Here is a 19,205-nt window from a genome sequence, read left to right as displayed (position 1 = left end):
CCAAGGGAGGGAATGATGACTAAATCGAACACTTTGAAGGTCTTACTCGCCAGTGCTGCAGTTTTTGCAGTCAGCGAATCGGCTCTGGCATCCGACTGGGGCAGCTTTGACGGCGTCACCGTCGAGGCCAAACTAATCGGTGGCCAGCAGTATGAGGGCCTGTATGGCCGCATCGCAGACTGGGAGGCTGCGACCGGTGCTAAGGTTGAAATCATTTCAAAGAAAAGCCACTTTGAGATTGATAAGGAAATCAAATCGGACATGGCTGCGGGCACCACATCCTGGTGTGTCGGCTCCAACCACTCGTCTTTTGCACCTCAGTACGAAGGGCTTTATGTCGATCTGAATGGTCTGGTTGCTGCCGAGACAATTGCGGAATTTGTTCCGGGCAATATCGGGGCGTCCACCGTGGACGGAAATCTGTTGATGCTGCCGCGGGCGCAGTTCGATGTATCGGTTCTCTACTACCTGAAATCCAACTACGAAGATGCCGACAAGGCAGCCGCGTTCAAAACAGAATACGGCTATGATCTGGCGGTTCCTGATACCTGGGAGCAGGTCAAGGATCAGGCGATTTTCTTCTCTGATCCACCAAATTTCTACGGCACCCAGTATGCGGGCAAAGACGAAGCCATCGTAGGTCGTTTTTATGAAATGGTCGTCGCCGAAGGCGGCAACTATTTGGACGCCGACAAAAAGCCGATCTTCAACTCGGAGGCAGGTCAGCGCGCCTTGCAGTGGTTTGTCGATCTCTATGAGGCCAAGGCAGTGCCCGCCGGCACCACCAGCTATGTCTGGGATGATCTGGGTCAGGGCTTTGCCTCGGGCACTGTTGCACTGAACCTGGATTGGCCAGGATGGGCCGGCTTCTTCAATGATCCGGAATCCTCCAAGGCGGCGGGCAATGTTGGCGTTGCGGTGCAGCCGATGGGCTCGGTTACGCGCACTGGCTGGTCTGGCCATCACGGTTTCTCGGTCACCAATGACTGTGCAAACAAGGAGGCTGCGGTGTCCCTGGTCACCTTCCTGACCAGCGAAGAAAGCCAGTTGGCTGAATCTGCTGGTGGTTCGCTGCCGACACGCAGCGCCGTCTGGAAGGCAAATGTTGCGGCGGCTCAGGCAGGTGATGATCCGTTCCGCGCTGAATCCCTGGCGGCCTTTGCCAAAGGTGCTGAATTTGCCTTTGCGGTGCCGGCGATCCCGGAATGGGGAGAGACCACCAATATCGTCTACCCCGAACTGCAGGCCGCCATTCTTGGCGACAAGACTGTAAAAGAAGCATTGGACGATGCCGCTGAGGCGGTGGATGAGCTGATGCGCGAGTCCGGTTACTACTAAGACCACCACTCCGGTCTGGGGGCGGGCTTGGTCTGCCCCCAATTCCACAATCAACTATTCTTACAGGTGCACTATGACCCGCCGCCGCTTGCCCGAGTGGTTTCTGCTGCTGTTGCCTGCAATCATCGTGATTGCCGCAGTTGTGTTGATCCCACTGATCTTCTCGCTCTATTCGAGTTTCACGCCTTACAAGCTGACGCGGCCTTCGACGCTGTGGAAGTGGGTCGGAACCTATAACTACGAAAAAATCCTGACGGACGCCAAATTCTGGGCCGCCTTTGGGCGCACAGTTCTGTTCCTGACCATTGCGCTGAACCTTGAAATGCTACTGGGTCTTGGCATCGCGTTGATGGTGAACAAGGTGACATGGGGCCAGCGCACACTGCGCACAATCGTGATGTTCCCGATGATGTTCTCGCCCATTCTGGTCGGTTTTCAGTTCAAGTTCATCTTTAACGACAACATCGGTCTGGTGAACAACGCCCTGCAATCCATGGGGTTCAATGTGGCGCTGCCCTGGCTGGTGGACGGCAAACTGGCGCTGTTCTCGATCGCCTTTGCCGAGATCTGGATGAGCACATCGGTGTTCGCCATCCTGATCCTCGCTGGCTTGTTCGCCATTCCACGGGATCCGCTAGAGGCGGCCAAGGTGGATGGATGCACCCCGTTTCAGTCATTCCGCCATATCACCCTGCCGTTCCTGATGCCGTTTATCTACATCGCCATGACCATCCGGTCGCTGGATGTGGCACGGGCCTATGACATTGTGCAGATCATGACCGGCGGTGGCCCGGCCCGGCGGACCGAGCTGCTGTGGACCCTGATGAGCCGCACCGGTTACGTCGATGCCCGCATGGGGCTGGCCAATGCGATGGGATATGTCTCGATCATCCTGTCGGTGGTGTTCACCATCTATTTCTTCCGTAAACTCACCGCCGCGCGGGCTCAAATTGGCATGGAGGGGTAAGTCAGATGGATCGCAACCAATCCTACCGCAATCACAAGCGCCTCATGAAGGCGCTGCATTTTTCGGGCCTGTTCATCACCATGGCCATCATCTGCATTCCGGGCCTGTGGATCGTGCTGAACTCGTTCCGCCCCACGGTCGAGATCATGGCCAAGCCGCCGGTCTGGATCCCAACCTTCACCCTCGACCACTACCGCGCCATGTTTGGCGGCGCAGGCGAGGGCGGGGTGCCGGTGTTCAGCTATTTCCGCAACTCGATGATTGTGTCCGTGGTCTCAACCGCGATTGCCATTCTGATCGGTATGTCCGGCGGCTATGCCTTTGCCCGCTACAGGTTCAAAGGCAAAACTGGCTATTTTGTCGGGTTGATGCTGTTTCGCGCGGTGCCCGGCGTGGCGCTGTCATTGCCGCTGTTCATCGTGTTTGCCCGTGTTGGCATCATCGACACTCATCTCGGCCTGATCCTGGCCTATGTGGCGATGAACGTGCCATTCACGGTCTGGCTGACCGATGGCTTTTTCCGCCAGATCCCCAAGGAGTTGCACGAGGCGGCTGAAATCGATGGCTGCACCCGCTGGCAGGCCTTTTGGCAGGTCGAGTTCCCGGTCGCCAAATCAGGCGTTGCCTCGGCCGCGATATTTGCTTTCCTGACCTCGTGGAACGAATTTGCACTGGCCTCGCAGTTGACCCGTTCAGTTGGCTCCAAGACGATGCCGGTTGGCCTGCTTGATTTCACCGCAGAATTCACCATCAATTGGGGCGGCATGTGTGCGCTGGCGGTTCTGATGATCGTTCCAGCCCTGATCCTCACCTTCCTCGTCCAGAAACACCTGATTGCCGGCCTCACGTTCGGCGGCGTCAAAGGATAACACCATGACCGAAGTAACCCTTTCCAATGTTGTCAAATTCTACGGCAAACATCAGGCCTTGCATGGCATCAATCTGGATATTTCCGATGGCGAGTTTGTGGTGCTGGTCGGCCCTTCGGGCTGTGGGAAATCCACCACCCTGCGGATGATTGCCGGGCTTGAAGATATCTCGGGTGGTGAGATTGCCATCGGCGGTCGGGTGGTCAATGACCTGCCGCCGCGCGACCGAAACATCTCGATGGTGTTTCAGAACTACGCTTTGTACCCGCATATGACAGTGCGCGAAAACCTCGGGTTTTCGTTGAAGATTGCCAAAAAGGATGAGGCCGCGATCACCAAGGCTGTGGATGAGGCTGCGGGCATCCTGGGGCTGGCTGAGCTGATGGACCGCAAGCCGGCCGCGCTCTCGGGCGGCCAGCGTCAGCGGGTTGCCATGGGCCGCGCGATTGTGCGTCGTCCGGATGTTTTCCTGTTTGATGAACCGCTGTCCAATCTGGATGCCAAACTGCGCACCCAGATGCGGGTCGAGATCAAGAAGCTGCATCAAAAAGTAGGCAATACGATCATCTATGTGACCCATGATCAGGTTGAAGCAATGACACTGGCGGACCGTATTGTGTTGATGCAAGACGGTTATATCGTGCAGGTCGGAACCCCGCTTGAGCTGTTCAACACGCCGGTCAACACCTTTGTTGCGACCTTTATCGGATCGCCGCCAATGAACCTGATTGACGGGGTGGTGTCGGACAGCAACACCATCCAGCTTGCCGGTGGGTTAAGCGTGCCGGTGCCCGCCAGCGCACGCGGGCAGGTCCACAGCGGGCAGCAGGTGAAATTCGGCTTTCGCGCCGATAACCTGATGCCCTATGGACATGCGGTCGAGGAAGACGGCGACCGTGCAGACCTGGATCTGACAGTAACCCTGACCGAACCGCTGGGCACCGAGACGATCCTGTTCACCGATATTGCAGGCACCGAGGTGCAGGGGAAAATGTTGAACCCACGGCCAGTGCGTCCGGGTGAAGTGCTGAAATTCCGTCTGATGCTGGACAAATGCCACGTTTTTGATGCCACCAGCACAGTTGCGATCCGGGGGTAAGTCATGGCGCATGTTACTCGAATAGAATTGCAGATGATCGACCTTATCCCAAAGGTAAAGCGGGTCGATGCCATTCAGTCTTTTGTCTCGCAAGAGACCCCCATGGTGACTGTTTATGACAGTGATGGGGCTAGCGGCACCGGCTATTCCTATACCATCGGCACCGGTGGCCCGTCGGTCATGGCGCTGTTGGAGCACACATTGGCGCCGGCGCTGATTGGCAAAGACCCGGACCGGATCGAGGGCATCTGGCGTGAGCTGCTGTTCCTGACCCATGCCACCTCGGTTGGGGCGATCACCTCGCTGGCGCTGGCGGCGATTGATACCGCGCTTTGGGATTTGAAGTGCAAGAAAGCAGGCCTGCCACTGTGGAAGGCCGCAGGCGGCAGCCGTGACCGCATTCCGCTGTATAGCACCGAGGGCGGCTGGCTGCATCTGGAGCCGCAGGCGCTGGTTGATGACGCGCTGGCAATGCAGGCAAAGGGGTTCAAAGGCTCAAAGATCAAGATTGGCAGCGAACATATCAGCCAGGATGCGGCGCGCCTGTCCGCAGTGCGCTCGGCGGTTGGGGACAGCTATGAAATCATGACCGACGGCAATCAGGGGTTCACCCTGTCCGAGGCCATTCGGCGCGCCCGTCTGCTTGAAGAGTATAATATCGGCTGGTTTGAGGAACCTCTGCCTGCGGATGATGTGGCCGGGCATATTGAACTGGCCCGCCGGACCTCGGTGCCGATTGCGGTTGGCGAAAGCATGTATTCGATCAGCCAGTTCAAAGACTATTTGCAGATGGGCGCGGCCAGTATTGTGCAGGTGGATGTGGCCCGTATTGGCGGCATCACCCCCTGGCTGAAGGTGGCGCATCTGGCCGAGGCCTTCAACGTCATGGTTTGCCCGCACTTCCTGATGGAATTGCACCTGCCGCTGGTCTGTGCTGTACCCAATGCCAAATGGCTGGAATACATCCCGCAATTGGACAGCGTCACAACCGCACCGATGCTGGTGGAAGGTGGCTTGGCCATCCCATCACAGGCGCCGGGGCTGGGCATTGAGTGGGATTGGCAGGCGATCACTGCCATGTCGTTGATCTCAAAAACCATAACCGGAGGGTCCTGATGCAGCGCATGGGAATGGTGATCGGGATCAAGCCCGACAGGATCGACGACTACAAACGTCTGCACGCCGCAGTCTGGCCGGATGTTCTGGCGCAGATTGCAGGCAGCAACATCCGCAACTATAGTATTTTCCTGCGTGAGCCGGAAAACCTGCTGTTCGGCTATTGGGAATATCACGGCACCGATTTGGACGCCGATCTGGCGAAAATGGCCGAAGACCCCAAAACCCGCGAATGGTGGACACAGACTGACCCTTGCCAGTCGCCCTTAGCCAGTCGCGCCAGCGGCGAGCAATGGGCGATGATGGAACATGTTTTTTACACGGATTGATACTATGACCCAAAACACAGGCCGGTTGGCCGGCAAAACAACATTCATCACAGCGGCGGGGCAGGGCATTGGCCGCTCAACAGCTGAACTCTACGCGTCCCAGGGCGCAACAGTTTATGCCAGCGACATCAACGAGGCGTCTTTGGCTGAGCTGGATGGGATTGATGGCATATCTGCGATCAAACTGGACGTGACCGACGCCGCAGCTGTTGCGGCTTGCGTGGGTGATATTGGCCCGCTGGACGTGCTGTTCAACTGCGCAGGTTATGTCGCCAACGGCTCGATCCTGGACACCGATGACAAGGACTGGGACTTCAGCTTTGATCTCAATGTCACTGCCATGTACCGGATGATCAAGCTGACGCTGCCTGCGATGCTGGCAAATGGCGGCGGCTCGATCATCAACATGTCCTCGGTGGCCTCCTCCATCAAAGGGGTGCCAAACCGCTTTGCCTATTGTGCCTCCAAGGCGGCGGTCATCGGCATGACCAAATCCATCGCCGCCGATTATGTGACCCAGGGTATTCGCTGTAATGCGATCTGCCCCGGCACCGTGGACAGCCCGTCCATGCACGGTCGCCTGCGCGCCACCGGCAACTACGATCAGGCCCTGGCCGCTTTTATCAGCCGTCAGCCGATGGGCCGCATTGGCTCCGCTGATGAAATCGCCGCGCTGGCGCTCTACCTCGCCAGCGATGACAGCGCCTTTACTACCGGCCAAACCCACGCCATCGACGGCGGCTGGTCCATTTGACGTCCAAGGAGATAACACCATGAAACTATTGCGTTTTGGCCCCGAGGGCGCTGAGAAACCCGGTCTTTTGGATGCCGCTGGCAAGATCCGTGACCTGTCTGCCCTGATCCCGGATGTGGCCGGCGCGGCGCTGAGCGATGCCGCACTGGACAAAATCCGCGCGATTGATCCCTCAACCCTGCCGCTGGTTGAGGGCAACCCGCGCCTTGGCGCCTGTGTCGGTCAGGTGGGCAAATTCATTTGCATCGGCTTGAACTATGCCGACCATGCTGCCGAAGCTGGTATGGCGCTGCCAGAGGAGCCGATTATCTTCTTCAAGGCGACCTCGGCCATCTGCGGCCCGAATGACGCCGTCGAAATCCCGCGCACCTCGGTCAAGACCGACTGGGAGGTCGAGCTGGGAGTGGTGATTGGCAAGCCCGCGAAATACGTCTCGGTCGAAGATGCGCTGGACCATGTGGCTGGCTATTGCGTGGTCAATGACCTGTCCGAGCGTGACTTTCAGCTGCACCGGTCCGGCCAGTGGGTCAAAGGCAAGTCCTGCGACACCTTTGGTCCCATCGGTCCGTGGCTGGTCACCCGCGACGAGGTGGCAGACCCGCAGGTGCTGGACATGTATCTAGAGGTCAACGGTCACCGCTATCAGGACGGCTCTACCCGGACGATGCATTTTGACGTTGCCACGGTGATCTCGCACCTGTCGCAGTTCATGAGCCTGCAGCCCGGCGATGTGATCTCCACCGGGACACCTCCGGGCGTGGGCATGGGGCAGACGCCAGAAACCTATCTGAAACCCGGCGACAAGATCGAGCTGGGGATCGCTGGGCTGGGTGTGCAAAAGCAGAGCGTGGTCGCCAGCGAATGACCCGTATCACCGGGCTAACGACCCACGACCTGCGCTTTCCGACATCCGATGCACTGGATGGCTCGGACGCGATGAACCCGGATCCGGACTATTCCGCCGCCTATGTCGTGCTGGAAACGGATGGCGACCATCAGGGCCACGGGCTGACCTTTACCATTGGCCGCGGCACCGAGATCTGTGTTGCCGCGATCAATGCCATGCGGCACCTTCTGATCGGGCTGGATCTGGATTGGGTGCGCGAGGATATGGGGCGGTTCTGGCGTCATATCACTGGCGACAGTCAATTGCGCTGGATCGGCCCCGACAAGGGCGCCATCCACCTGGCCACCGGCGCGGTGGTCAATGCCATGTGGGATTTGCTGGCCAAAGAGGCGGGCAAGCCGGTCTGGCTGCTGGTGGGCGAGATGTCGCCCGAGGAGATCATTCAGTTGATCGATTTCCGCTACATGAGTGATGTGTTGACCAAAGATGAGGCGCTCGAGATCCTGCGGGCGGCCGCGCCGGGCAAAGCCGAACGGATCGCCACGCTCAAGGCCGAAGGCTATCCCTGCTATACCACCTCGGCGGGTTGGCTGGGCTATTCCGACGACAAATTGCGTCGGTTATGCCGCGAGGCACGCGAGGCCGGGTTCACCCATACCAAGTTCAAAGTGGGTCGCAATCTTGACGACGACATTCGCCGCCTGACCATCGCCCGCGAAGAACTGGGCGAGGACATGAATATCATGATCGACGCCAATCAGGTCTGGGAAGTGGATCAGGCCATTGAATGGGTCAATGCCCTGTCCTTTGCGCGGCCGCTGTTCATCGAGGAGCCAACCAGCCCGGATGATGTCATGGGCCACCGCAAGATCCGCGAAGGGGTTGCACCGATCAAGGTTGCCACCGGCGAGATGTGCCAGAACCGCATCCTGTTCAAACAGTTCATCGCCAACGGGGCGATAGATTTTGTGCAGATCGACAGCTGTCGCCTTGGCGGCTTGAACGAGGTGCTGGCGGTGCAACTGATGGCCGCCAAGTTTGGCCTGCCGGTCTGGCCGCATGCCGGTGGCGTTGGTCTGTGCGAATATGTGCAGCATCTGTCGATGATCGACTATGTGGCCATCACCGGCGAAAAGGACAGCAAGCGGATCGAGTTTGTCGATCATCTGCACGAACATTTTGTTGATCCCTGCATTGTCGAAAACGGCGCCTACCTGGCGCCAGACATGCCTGGATTTTCGATTCAGATGAAGCCGCAAACACTGTGCGATTTCCGCTTTGATCCGTCGCTTGCCGCAAAGTGACACGCAACTGGCCTGACCCGGCCACTCCAAATAGGCGGGCCCACCTTCAACAGAGGCTGGGCCCCCACCAGCAGCCAGTCCGGTAGCCTGTCGACCAGCCAGTCCAGCAGGTGACCGGCTGGCAGGCTGTCCAGATAGTGCTCGAAATCCTCACAATCATGCGTTTTTTCAATGACTTCCGCGGGAGGTTTAAAAAAAATGCAAAGACATCGAAATTGCCCTTGTAGTACTGTCACTTGCGCGGATATACCGATCAACGGAGACGTGGCCGAGTGGTCGAAGGCGCTCCCCTGCTAAGGGAGTAACGTGCAAGCGTTCGAGGGTTCGAATCCCTTCGTCTCCGCCACCTTAACTCGTAAGGCGGTGTTTTTGTTGAAGAGTTTCCAGACACTCTTGGTGAGGCCCACATTTAGGCCCACAATGAAAGATCGCTGCCATTGATGGGGGCATAATTTGCCCATCTATGCGAAGTTGAAAAACCCTCTCATAGCCGCCGAGTTATCAGCTCCCGATCACGTGTCAGCAAAAAAGAATTCTTTTTCACCCAGTGAGGGGCAAGGGGAAAATTGGATAGCGTGGCGGGTGGATTACATGATTGGTCGCACATTTTTTCAAAAAATTTCAAAGTAGAATTTCGGTGCCCGACGCACCTCCCTTCAAACCCTACGCCCCTACGTTCCAGCCATGGTTCTTGGATCGGGCGGCGGAGCAATGGAGGAGCTCAAGCTCCTGCGAAATGAACTTAAAGAACTACAAAATCAGCTTGGAAGCCTTAAACAAAGAGTTGAATTATCGGCGAGTGCAAAACCTCAACAAGCAAACGAAGTCCAGATGTCTCCTATCCCTGAGGAAATACCAAAAACTGACGAATCCGCTCAGATACAGTTACCAGCGACTTCGAACAGGGAAATATTGCCTGAATTTGGAGGAGAGAGTGGCCCCACGGAAGAAAAAGCGTTTCAGTTAGACAATAGCTCGACACATTAAAAGCAAGCGGCAGTTTAGGCCTCTTTGAGGCGAGTCTGGAGTTCGGAGATATATAGCGGGAACTCTCAAAATGTGGTAGAAAACCGGCGACGGGCCGATTTGATTTTTGAGCATAAGTCCCCGATTGGCTGATGGTCTGGGCGTGCGATACTCCATTCTGGCTGCCCGACCGGTCGCAAGTTCGGTTGTCGGTCCCCTAAGCTTCAACTCATTATTTTAATGCACTAATGACAGTGCAGCCGGGGGTTGAATGTTTTTGTTCTGCTGTTAGCTTTGTACGCGTAGGGATTCTGTTACGTGCAAGCTTTGTGAGCGAATACTTCGCTGCAAAACCGGGGTCTTGCCAATTGTGGCCAGTACATGGCCTCGGAAAGTAGTGAGGTTGTACAGGTGACGACAAGTTATCCGACATGGATCCTTGAACGTTCGTTCGGTGGAGCAGAAGTTGCAGCCACGCCAGTGCAGCGCCAAACAGAACAGCATTGGCCGGAAGGGCCAGTTTCACAGTTTGCTTCGAGAGCATGTGACGACCTCGTGTCTAACTGTCTGGGACACGTAGAAGATCGTTCATGCATGGTTTTTCTTGTGGGGGGAGCGGGAAATGGAAAATCGTACCTTGCTGCACGTGTAGTCCGCGATTCCGAAGCGAGAAAACGAGGCGCTGTCACTCGTTTTGCACAGCGCACGTATATGTACAGCACCCCGGCGGGTAGCTCGCTCAGGGTGGTAAATGACGCCACTATCCCAGCCGATGGAGAGTCCAGAATTGCTCTTTTCGATGACATTCGAACTGTCATCAAGACCGAGGAAAACTTGCTCGTTTGCGCAAACCGGGGTGTCTTGGTGGGTGAGCTCCGCGAACTGGCAGCGCTCGAGCTGGACGCGACTGGGAATGTAGCACACGGGTTGATCTCGTTGCTCTTTGAGTTGAATTTCGACAGTGAGAAGCTGTTCGAAGGCTGGAGATTGGAACCAGATGACATTGTTTCAAGTGATTACAAATCGTTCCGAATGCGCGCACCGACCGGTCGAGAAATCGATGTCCACATCGTTTTCATGGACCATGTTTCACTTCTAGAGCCATTGCCCAAATCAAGTTCGCCTGACTGTGACCAGGAACAGCCTCCCGTTGCGTCGATCCTCCAAGACAATGGCTCCTACAAACCCAGGAATGCAGCTTTCGAACTTCCATTGAAAGAAGTCGCGGAGAAGTTTCTTGAGGACAGTGGGTCAAACTGGCCCGGTGGCGACTTGGATCCGATACGAGCAAATGCGGAAATGCTTTCGAGAGAGGAAGTCGTCGATAGTTGGTGTCGATGCGTCCGTGGCGCCGAGATCGTTGGCGGGTTCAATTTCTCTTACCGAGACCTTTGGGGACTTGCTTCGCTCGCGCTCATTGGACCGTCGCCTGATGGTGGAACTGCCCAGTTAGCTGAGTTGCTGAGAAGGCACAGCGAAGATGTAGAGCAGGCAAGGAACAAGAAAGAGAAGTGCAAAGCCCTTGTTGAGCTCGCCAATTATCGTTGCCATGTCAACCTATTCGGTGGCCTCAAAGCGGCATTGCCGCTTGGGGTGGCGTCTCAGCCATTGGTTTATGTACAAAATGACGCGATGTCAGCCATGGCGTCTGCGGATCCTCTACAGGATGTTTCGCGCGCTGCATCCTGTGATCTCGCGGGCGTAATGGTACAGGTAATTGACGGCCATTCATCTGCGGACGAATTCACCAAGGTTCATCCAAGGCTGCTTGCGGCCTGGAGCCCTCTTGATGATGCTCTAGATAGCGCGGTCAGCAAGCTGGTTGATCCGATGAATAGTGATCACGTCGAAATCGACCGGATAGGTTTGCTCTCCTGGTATTCGCAGTATCTTCTTCGATTTTATGGCTTGGCCCTCGGAAAACCGGCATTTTTGGGAGTGCTGGGTGAATATCAACGTTGCTTGAAGCGAGGCCTTCGCAACGAGAATTTGGCAAAGAACATTAGTGATGCACTTTTAAGGGTTTTCTTACCACCGTCTGGCGAAGATGCCCGTGGTACAGCACGTCTGCCGGTCATGAAGCCTAGGGTAACGACTCCTGCGTCTGGCGATGCACATATAGCGATCGAGGTCGATCCTTTGGATTTCAAGATCGGACTGTCCGTAGTGGGTGGGCGAATGTTACTAAAAATTCACCGTCGTGACAGCGGCGATGCTGCAGAAACGACCCTTGATTTCCATTTGATGAGGGAAGCGCTGTCACGCGTAGATGGAGCTGGTTTTACCGACTCCTTGCGTCACGTTGAGCCCCGTCTGGAGCGCCTGCGAGCCCGGGTGCTTTCTCTGGAGTCCAAGGCCAACCCACGGCTTGGCGGAAACACCATTTTCGTATGCACCGATGGCCATGTCATCCGACCACGATGAGGAATTGATGAGCGAAAATCAGGAACACAATGTGGGTGGACCATTTCTACGGTTGAACCGGCCGCAATTTGCGAACATGCCCGAACTGCTCGTCTCGTCGATCGTTTGGGGACTAGTCGAGCGTAGCGAAAATCATGCGCCACTCGCGGTGGATTCCGAGGATGAAATTCACGATGCGGTTGCGTTTGATCGCTACGATAGTTCACACTCGAATAGTCTGGATATTGGGTACACTCGTGCAAAGCGCGGCTCGGCGCGCTGGACTAAGTTGGTGGAAAGCCTGCAAGAAGATCTGGACGTGTCTCGAGCAGAAGCCGCGACCGCGGCCGAGATACTCCTTGATGAAATTCGAGCACTTCGTCCTGCCAAGTCCAAAACTTACGCGGCGATCCCGATAAATTTAGGAACTGCCCTCATGCAGGATCGTCGTGGCTTGCTGCGTGCTCCCGGTCCCGCTAATTACGCGTCAATTCTGGAGAGAATGTATGTCTTAGGCGGGGGCAATGATTCAGCTGCGAAGAAACTCGTCCTAGCTCTTGGAAGCTCAGAGGGTGGGAACGCTACTTGGCTTGAAACCGCGCTGCAGGCTGGTGCTCCTCTTTATCTGCAGAAGGCGGAGGACATCGTTCGTTCAACGGTAAAAGGCCCAGTGAATCCCCAAGTGGGTGAACAACCGCTGTGGCTGAAGGGCGTAGACACACCTTTTTCTTGGTTTGTGGCTGCATGGGACGCGCTTTGCGAGGATGGTTGGATCGAGCGCATGCCACGACGACGTTGGGTCGACTGGACATCATGTGTCCTAAGGAATGCCTTGGGCATCGGATTTCTATTCGAAATGAATCTCTTACGAACTCTGGTACTTGGTGTCGTGTCGAGTGATCGTCCGGATGAAGTATCCAGAGCTGCTCTCTCGAAGAACCGTGCTTTGCTGCGGTGGAACGATGAGGCGCGGGTCTCCGAGCGTAGCGTAAGGGAACAAATCCTGACCACGGTGCAGCAAGGCACGGCTGCATTGATCCTCCTGCGCCAATGGGTCGAAGAAGGTTGCAGTGACCCGGCAGAATTCGACCATGACCCTGACGGCCTCACATCCTGGGTCAAGGCAGCGCGAGACTGGTCGAAAGCGAAAGGTCCGTTGCAGATCGAGACCGCCATTTCTCAGGCGTTCGAGGCAGCAAGGGACTCACGGTCTGCGAACAATGTGGATGAAACCATAATGTATGCGCTTCGCGAGCGGTCCGACGCTCCGGGAGCAACGGATCTTTATGGCCTTCTAAAGCGACGAGGGAGATATTACTTCGTTGATCCAGGTCAGGAATGGCTGGTTGTCATGAGCAGTTTGAGCGCGGTGAGGGGACAGGGGATTACACGTGTTGCAGATGTGGATCGGGCACTTCGTTCTCTCTGTCTCAGGCCAGGGTATCTCTCGATCGTAAGGCGACTCGAGGCATCCGGTCTCGCGCGCGGCAGCCACGATGCAGACGAGGCAATCGAAGTACAGGTTGCATTTTGAGAATTGAAAAAATGACTCCAGAAAAAGAGATACTCGCCCTTGCCATTGGAAGATCTGTGGCCCAGATTCCCGGACTCTCGCGATTAAGTTTGCCAGCCGGAATGGACACGGCGAAACTCCAAGTTATCGCCGAGGAGGCAGGTGGTAGACGAGGGGACCTGGATTTCGCCCACGTGGTCAGATCAGAGCCCGGTCCGGACGAGATTTCCCCGGAGACCGCGATCGGAATGCGGAGCCGAGACGATGGAAGCGAATCCGCCGCACTTCTGGTGCACCATCAAGGCGAATTCAAGCAGCTTAAATCACTCGAGGCATTCAGGGTGTTGAACCCTGATAGCTTACCATCGGGGGTTGGCGGAGTGGTGAACTCCATGCTCACGATTGGAGGGTTGCTCGCGGAGGTGCCAGAAATTCTTCAGGAGGCAGGTGCGAAGGTTCTAAGTGGTGAACGAATCACCGTTGTGCTGGAAGGTATATGCGCATTCCTTGCGTCAGCTTACGAGCAGAGCGGAAACGATGAATTGAACTGGTCCGATGCTTGGTGGGTCCATGTCGATAAGGGATTGTCGTATCTGCCCGCAGTAATCCGCGAGCTGCACGCATCGGTTGGCAGTTCCTACGATGTCCTAGCTTGCTACACGGCCTTCGGTCTTCCAATCCCGGACAATCTGGTTAAGGGCGCATACGCCGACCGACACGATGGACGGAAATATGCAACAGTAATCAAGAACCGCTGGAGCGCAGTGGAGGACATCGAGCTTGCCATCTTCGAAATTCGAGACGAGGAGAGGCGCTCGCAAAGGCTCGGTGAAGATGAGCAGCACGGCCTGTCGCAACTTCATTGGCAAAACATCGAGGTTACTAGGTCGGCCCTCGGGCACCGGATGCTCGCGGTTTGTTTCCTTGGCGCACCAAGTATAGACAGTTTGCAAGCTTGGTCGACGACTCAGGAGACGTCTTTTTTTGCGCCAGCGAAAGAAACGGAAGAAAAACTCAACCTATTCCGAGTGACAGGTGGGGTCGTGAGCTGCTTGCCCATCGTGCCTGATTTAGCTTTACCGGTCCACGTGGCGTCCATAGAGGGGGTCGAGGTTGAAACGGGAGGGAATGTCAGCTTGGGCAGGTTTGCCTTACCCCTCGGAACCGCCGAAACTGACGGGCTCGCTATCGAAGTTAACAGCATGTCCTCTGCGCTTAAGGCGATTGAGCAGAACATCATCGTTATTGACCGCGAAGCGTTCCTGACATTTGATCTCACGATAAAACTATCCAAGGGCAATTGGCAGCAAAAACCTTACCAATTGACGGTAAACCCGTTGAGCAACGAGGCAAAGGACTTGCTTCGGGGAGCGCAGGTCGTCGAGCTACTCCTGCCATGCCCAGGAACAGGTTCAGCGTTGGTGCTCGAGAAAAAAAGATCGAGGGGATTATCTTACAAGATATGTGTCCATTCCCCCCGAAAATACTCCGTTGTGGATGGACAAGTTCAGATTGCGCCAATTGATAAGGACTCGCTGCCTGTCTTCAAGCTCGCGAAGTCGACGACTGAGGTACGGTTTCTCCTAATAAACTCGGGCGGCCACGTTGGCCTCGATGTGAACGGCAGGACAACCGCGCTAGTAACTGAAAATCTGGAGAATGAAGAAATTGAACTCGCCATCAGCGAGGACATGCCTGCAGCGGCAAATACCGTTCTGGAGATGATCGACCTACGTGCGGCGATACTCATCCCCGAACAAAAGCTCACGCACATTTCGCCGTTCACAGCATGCGCGTGGGGTGACCCAGTTACTGACGAAATTGATGGCAATCTAGAGAGTGAAGTTCGGCGTGATCCGAGGGCCTCGATAGAGACGTGGCTTGGGGCAAGCTGCGTGGCCGGTGCAATAGGCGAGGATTTCCGAAGATCACTCGGGATTTCGGCCGTGAAGATGGGTGATGCACATTCCTTCCGCGAGCCCAGCTTCGACCCAAACCTCGGCTATTTTGTATGGGGTAACAATGCTAGCTCTATTGCATTTGAAGGCGACCAAAGTGGGCAGGACGCTGTGGACGATTTTTGGCAGGCCTTTGATGAGCTCAAGCTCGGGAGGTTTGCTAACCTAGATGGTGGGCTCGGTGCATGGCCAAGCCGCCTAGATCTTCGAACGTTGGATGTTTCCAGTCTTCAAAGATACTTGGGTGCCTATCAAGCGTTGCTCGAGTACAGTACACCGCATGAGCCCAGTGGCCTGGTTGCCTTTCCATTTTCCGTGATGTTGACCGATGCTGTGGGGCGCTTGGAGGGTATACTACTTTCCCCGCTTCACCCGTTGCGCATGGGATGGTCCTGGTCCGTGCAGAACGCCGCGGGCGAAGCGCTCAGAAGTCGTCGATCGGAAGAGGTAATTGACCTAATGCGATTTTGCGATGGGCTGGGTTTTCCGCAGCTTGCACCCTCGCCCTGGGACACTGATTACCTTCTGGCTATGCCACTTGATACAGGCAAGGATGGTCTTTTCTCGGGTTGGTCATTCATAGGGTCACCAGCTGTGACCAAGTATGGAACTGCTCGCCTTGGGACTATTCTTGGCCAACGGTTTCCAGTTGGCGCCGCATCAGGTTTGGATGGCGGAGGAATAGCCGCCGCCCTTCGAGATTTTCTACGGGTGCATCCGTTGTCGACACAGGTTAATGTGGGAATACATGCAACATCAGAAGTTCAGCGCTCAAGGGAGCTCGACTTCGCACTTATCGATGCATCTGCTGCTGAGGTTTTCCGGGCTTCAGAAAGGCTCCCAGGTGGGGTTCGGGTTTTTGATAGTCCGTTTCGCAAGGGGCCGATTCCTGAACCCGAGTATGTATTTTCCGCTTTCGAGAAAGCAGCGAACGCTGGTGGAAAGAAAGTAACTGCTAACAATGTCCAAGTTCATTTTCAGTGGAAAGTCGAGGAAGACTCTCAAATTGATCTGAAGTTCCTTGAAACGCCTCTGGTTGAACCGAGTGTCGCGGCGGGAAAGTCTTCCGAAATTGGCGGATCGGCACCTGACCTCCCCGTGAACCGGTATGTAACTTGGACGAGAGCAGCGGCCGGAGCCCAGAGATCAGCGTATTGCCCGATATTGCCTGACAATGGGTTCAAGGGCCTTCCCGGGTATGCGCGCTGCCTAAATCTCGTGGAGTCTCCACGAGGTGACGGTATGCATCCAGAGATCGCGTGCCGCTTGCTGGGAGGAGAATTGTTGCGATCGCCCGCGAAATGGACTGTTGCAGGAAACGCCCACATGGACCCGGCTACCCTTTCGAAAGAAATATCGAACCTAGGTTCAAATCTCGTGCTTTGGGAATGGCGCCCCGCATTTCTGGCGCGGTCAAAAACAGATGCAGGTTCGAATGTTGCGACTGCCCGGCCATACACAACTATTTCCAGAATGGAACCACTCTTCAAAGACCAACTCGAGAGTGACTGCGTCGAGTCGTTTGGGCAAATCGACACCTCCGGTGGCGACTTGGTCTTGCGCGAGCTTGGTTCGCGCGGCATCGGGCTTTCTTCTCTCCTTTCAATAGGTCACACTCAAACGACTGGAGCGATCGGTTTCTTCCTTTCGTTTTCAGCCTTGAGATCTTGGGAAAACGATGGACCGGAAGGTGAAATTCGTTGTCTTCTTCCCATGGATGCGGTCAATCCGCTGCTCGAGGCAATCGCAGGTGAGACATCACCGCAACGCGATCGTCGCCGCGCGGACATTCTTGCGCTGCGTGCGATCCCAATAGGTGAAGGTGCGTTCCAGGTGGTAATGCACCCTGTTGAGGTCAAAATGCGCCGTGGAGAAGGTACTTTCCCCGGTTCTCACGATAATGAAGTTCGAGAGGCACTTGGTCAGCTTGAAAGTTCAAACGGGTTACTCGATCAGCTGTGCGCGCGTGTAAATGGCCAGAGCGATGTCCTGCTCCTTAACGCCGTGACTTCGCTTGTTGAAGCCGCATTAGCATTGAGGGCAGACGGCGACGTAGTCGCCTCTAACCGGATATTGGCGAACGAACGGAATTTTCTGCAGGCCATTTCTTGCGGGCACGCTCGTTTCCAGGCGTCGAGTGGCACGCTCTTTTGGTTTCAATCAGGGGGGAGCACGCAAAACGGTCAACCTATTGAAACAAGGGGGACGTCGATTGACGCGCCATGGCAGGTATTGGTTAATCCACTTCAGCTGGGGCGAGCGATTGTCTCGGATACACCCACTGATATTCAGATCAAGTTTATCGAGGCGATTTCCCGCGACGTTGTTGAGTTTATTGGAGATCAGGAGAACGTCGGGCCTGTTCAAGATGATATCCCTGTGATCACTCGTGACGATGATCGCGGTGCGGGCACGGTTCCGATGCCAGCTCACGGAGCTGACGGCAGCCCGAATGAGCAACGTGTGCAATCCGACGATCTGTCCGGTATCGAATTGGAAGACACGCCCTCAGTCGGAAATGCAGGAAAACAACGGAACGAAGAATCTTCCCGCGATGGCCGGTTCACCGGTTTGAATATCGAAGTTGGCCGGTGGCGAAAAGGACTGCAGGGCGAAAAGCTCATTTTCGATCCCAGCGATACACGTGTTAACCAGTTAAACATGGGTGTCGTCGGAGATCTGGGTACAGGTAAAACGCAATTTTTGCAGTCGTTAGTCTACCAGCTGTCGCAATCTGCGACAGGCAACGGTGGTGTTGCACCTAAAACTTTCATTTTTGACTACAAACAGGACTATGTTGAGGATTCGTTTGTCCAGAATATCAATGGAAAGCTCCTTTCACCCGGTGAGGAGCCAATCCCACTGAACTTCTTTTCGATACCGTCAGGTTCCAACAAAAAAGCCCATATTCGCAGGGCAATGTTTTTTGCGGACGTGGTGAGCAAGGTCAATCGCATTGGACCTGTGCAGAGGAACAAGCTCGAGCAGTCCGTTATCGAAGCGTACAATCGCTTCCGTGGTAGGGGCTTCCCATTAATCGAGGACGTTCTTGAAATTTACGGTGAAGCAGTTCCAAACGGAGACAGCGTTACGGCGGCGCTTAGGTCCCTGGTAAATCTTGAAATATTTGAATCGAACCGGGAGAAAATTTCGAGCTTTGAGGAGCTCTTTGACCGGTCGGTCGTGTTGGATCTCAAGGGCATTAACGCAGGAAGTCAGATACAGGACGTTCTGGTCACACTCTTTCTGGATCTCATCTACAACGAGTATATGCCTTCTCGAAAGCGGCCGGATTTCCAAGTTGACGGGAACGGAATTCAGCGGCGATTCATTGATTCCTTCGTGCTGGTCGACGAGGCCCATCATATCATGGTGCACGGTTTCGAAGTCCTTCAGAAACTGCTACTGGAAGGGCGTCAATTCGGCATGGGAGTTATTCTATCTTCGCAGTATCTCTCGCATTTCAAGTTGGGCGGAGTGAACTGGGCGCAACCCTTGCGTACCTGGTGTATCCACAAGGTGCCGGATATCACTTTCCAGGACCTCTCGAGACTAGGGTTCGGTGATGGTGCGGCGGAAATGGCGGCGCATGTTCCCGAGCTCGAGAATCTCCACTCGCTGTTCAAATGCGATCCAGATCACGCCAAGGGGATTTTCATACGAGACAAAACGTACTTCAGTTTCTTTGAGCACGACGAAGACTAGTCTAGCCATATGGCAAACATCCAGCAGACTGCGTTTG

Annotated in this window: 13 protein-coding genes and 1 tRNA gene; all 14 read left to right on the top strand. The window is 55.4% G+C overall.

All coding sequences use genetic code 11. The annotated features are described in order from the left end of the window. Positions 1–15: 15 nt before the first annotated feature. Positions 16–1,338, top strand: a complete 1,323-nt coding sequence (locus QPJ95_RS03575) for an extracellular solute-binding protein (RefSeq protein ID WP_270919127.1) — start codon at positions 16–18, stop codon at positions 1,336–1,338. 73 nt (positions 1,339–1,411) lie between these two features. Then, positions 1,412–2,305, top strand: coding sequence for a carbohydrate ABC transporter permease (locus QPJ95_RS03570; protein WP_270919128.1), 894 nt, complete (start codon positions 1,412–1,414; stop codon positions 2,303–2,305). A 5-nt stretch (positions 2,306–2,310) separates the two neighbouring features. Then, a complete protein-coding gene (locus QPJ95_RS03565; protein WP_270919129.1) occupies positions 2,311–3,174 on the top strand; it encodes a carbohydrate ABC transporter permease in 864 nt (287 codons plus the stop codon). A gap of 4 nt (positions 3,175–3,178) precedes the next feature. Beyond that, on the top strand, positions 3,179–4,273 hold the full coding sequence (locus QPJ95_RS03560; protein ID WP_270919130.1) for an ABC transporter ATP-binding protein: 1,095 nt from the start codon (positions 3,179–3,181) through the stop codon (positions 4,271–4,273). 3 nt (positions 4,274–4,276) lie between these two features. Beyond that, positions 4,277–5,389: a mandelate racemase/muconate lactonizing enzyme family protein gene (locus tag QPJ95_RS03555; protein ID WP_270919131.1), complete on the top strand. Its 1,113-nt coding sequence runs from the start codon at positions 4,277–4,279 to the stop codon at positions 5,387–5,389. After that, complete coding sequence (locus QPJ95_RS03550; RefSeq protein ID WP_270919132.1) at positions 5,389–5,718, top strand: L-rhamnose mutarotase; 330 nt, start codon at positions 5,389–5,391, stop codon at positions 5,716–5,718. The genes QPJ95_RS03555 and QPJ95_RS03550 overlap by 1 nt, the downstream gene beginning before the upstream one ends. A 4-nt stretch (positions 5,719–5,722) precedes the next feature. Next, positions 5,723–6,472, top strand: coding sequence for an SDR family oxidoreductase (locus QPJ95_RS03545; protein WP_270919133.1), 750 nt, complete (start codon positions 5,723–5,725; stop codon positions 6,470–6,472). 19 nt (positions 6,473–6,491) lie between these two features. Next, complete coding sequence (locus QPJ95_RS03540; RefSeq protein ID WP_270919134.1) at positions 6,492–7,337, top strand: fumarylacetoacetate hydrolase family protein; 846 nt, start codon at positions 6,492–6,494, stop codon at positions 7,335–7,337. Then, complete coding sequence (locus tag QPJ95_RS03535) at positions 7,334–8,623, top strand: L-fuconate dehydratase (protein WP_270919135.1); 1,290 nt, start codon at positions 7,334–7,336, stop codon at positions 8,621–8,623. Before QPJ95_RS03540 ends, QPJ95_RS03535 begins: the two co-directional genes overlap by 4 nt. A 258-nt stretch (positions 8,624–8,881) precedes the next feature. Then, positions 8,882–8,969, top strand: a tRNA-Ser gene (locus QPJ95_RS03530). Between the two features lie 365 nt (positions 8,970–9,334). Next, the gene (locus QPJ95_RS03525; RefSeq protein ID WP_270919136.1) at positions 9,335–9,610 is read left to right on the top strand and encodes a hypothetical protein; all 276 of its coding nucleotides are present in this window, start codon (positions 9,335–9,337) and stop codon (positions 9,608–9,610) included. Positions 9,611–10,183: 573 nt separating this feature from the next. Beyond that, positions 10,184–12,013 carry a hypothetical protein gene (locus QPJ95_RS03520; protein ID WP_270919137.1) on the top strand — a complete coding sequence of 610 codons (1,830 nt, stop codon included), beginning with the start codon at positions 10,184–10,186 and terminating at the stop codon, positions 12,011–12,013. Positions 12,014–12,020: 7 nt separating this feature from the next. Further along, positions 12,021–13,526 carry a hypothetical protein gene (locus QPJ95_RS03515; RefSeq protein ID WP_270919138.1) on the top strand — a complete coding sequence of 502 codons (1,506 nt, stop codon included), beginning with the start codon at positions 12,021–12,023 and terminating at the stop codon, positions 13,524–13,526. 11 nt (positions 13,527–13,537) lie between these two features. Continuing rightward, a complete protein-coding gene (locus QPJ95_RS03510; protein WP_270919139.1) occupies positions 13,538–19,168 on the top strand; it encodes a hypothetical protein in 5,631 nt (1,876 codons plus the stop codon). Positions 19,169–19,205: the final 37 nt, after the last annotated feature.

This window comes from Parasedimentitalea psychrophila (assembly GCF_030285785.1).
Taxonomy (GTDB): Bacteria; Pseudomonadota; Alphaproteobacteria; order Rhodobacterales; family Rhodobacteraceae; genus Parasedimentitalea; species Parasedimentitalea psychrophila.
Note: the sequence above shows the minus strand (reverse complement) of the source record. Positions and strands in the feature narration are given on the sequence as shown.

Coding starts and splice junctions, on each gene's coding strand:
- QPJ95_RS03515 (WP_270919138.1), top strand. CDS start 12,021: ATGAGCGAAAATCAGGAACACAATGTGGGTGGACCATTTCTACGGTTG.
- QPJ95_RS03570 (WP_270919128.1), top strand. CDS start 1,412: ATGACCCGCCGCCGCTTGCCCGAGTGGTTTCTGCTGCTGTTGCCTGCA.
- QPJ95_RS03545 (WP_270919133.1), top strand. CDS start 5,723: ATGACCCAAAACACAGGCCGGTTGGCCGGCAAAACAACATTCATCACA.
- QPJ95_RS03560 (WP_270919130.1), top strand. CDS start 3,179: ATGACCGAAGTAACCCTTTCCAATGTTGTCAAATTCTACGGCAAACAT.
- QPJ95_RS03520 (WP_270919137.1), top strand. CDS start 10,184: ATGGTTTTTCTTGTGGGGGGAGCGGGAAATGGAAAATCGTACCTTGCT.
- QPJ95_RS03540 (WP_270919134.1), top strand. CDS start 6,492: ATGAAACTATTGCGTTTTGGCCCCGAGGGCGCTGAGAAACCCGGTCTT.
- QPJ95_RS03550 (WP_270919132.1), top strand. CDS start 5,389: ATGCAGCGCATGGGAATGGTGATCGGGATCAAGCCCGACAGGATCGAC.
- QPJ95_RS03510 (WP_270919139.1), top strand. CDS start 13,538: ATGACTCCAGAAAAAGAGATACTCGCCCTTGCCATTGGAAGATCTGTG.
- QPJ95_RS03525 (WP_270919136.1), top strand. CDS start 9,335: ATGGAGGAGCTCAAGCTCCTGCGAAATGAACTTAAAGAACTACAAAAT.
- QPJ95_RS03535 (WP_270919135.1), top strand. CDS start 7,334: ATGACCCGTATCACCGGGCTAACGACCCACGACCTGCGCTTTCCGACA.
- QPJ95_RS03565 (WP_270919129.1), top strand. CDS start 2,311: ATGGATCGCAACCAATCCTACCGCAATCACAAGCGCCTCATGAAGGCG.
- QPJ95_RS03575 (WP_270919127.1), top strand. CDS start 16: ATGACTAAATCGAACACTTTGAAGGTCTTACTCGCCAGTGCTGCAGTT.
- QPJ95_RS03555 (WP_270919131.1), top strand. CDS start 4,277: ATGGCGCATGTTACTCGAATAGAATTGCAGATGATCGACCTTATCCCA.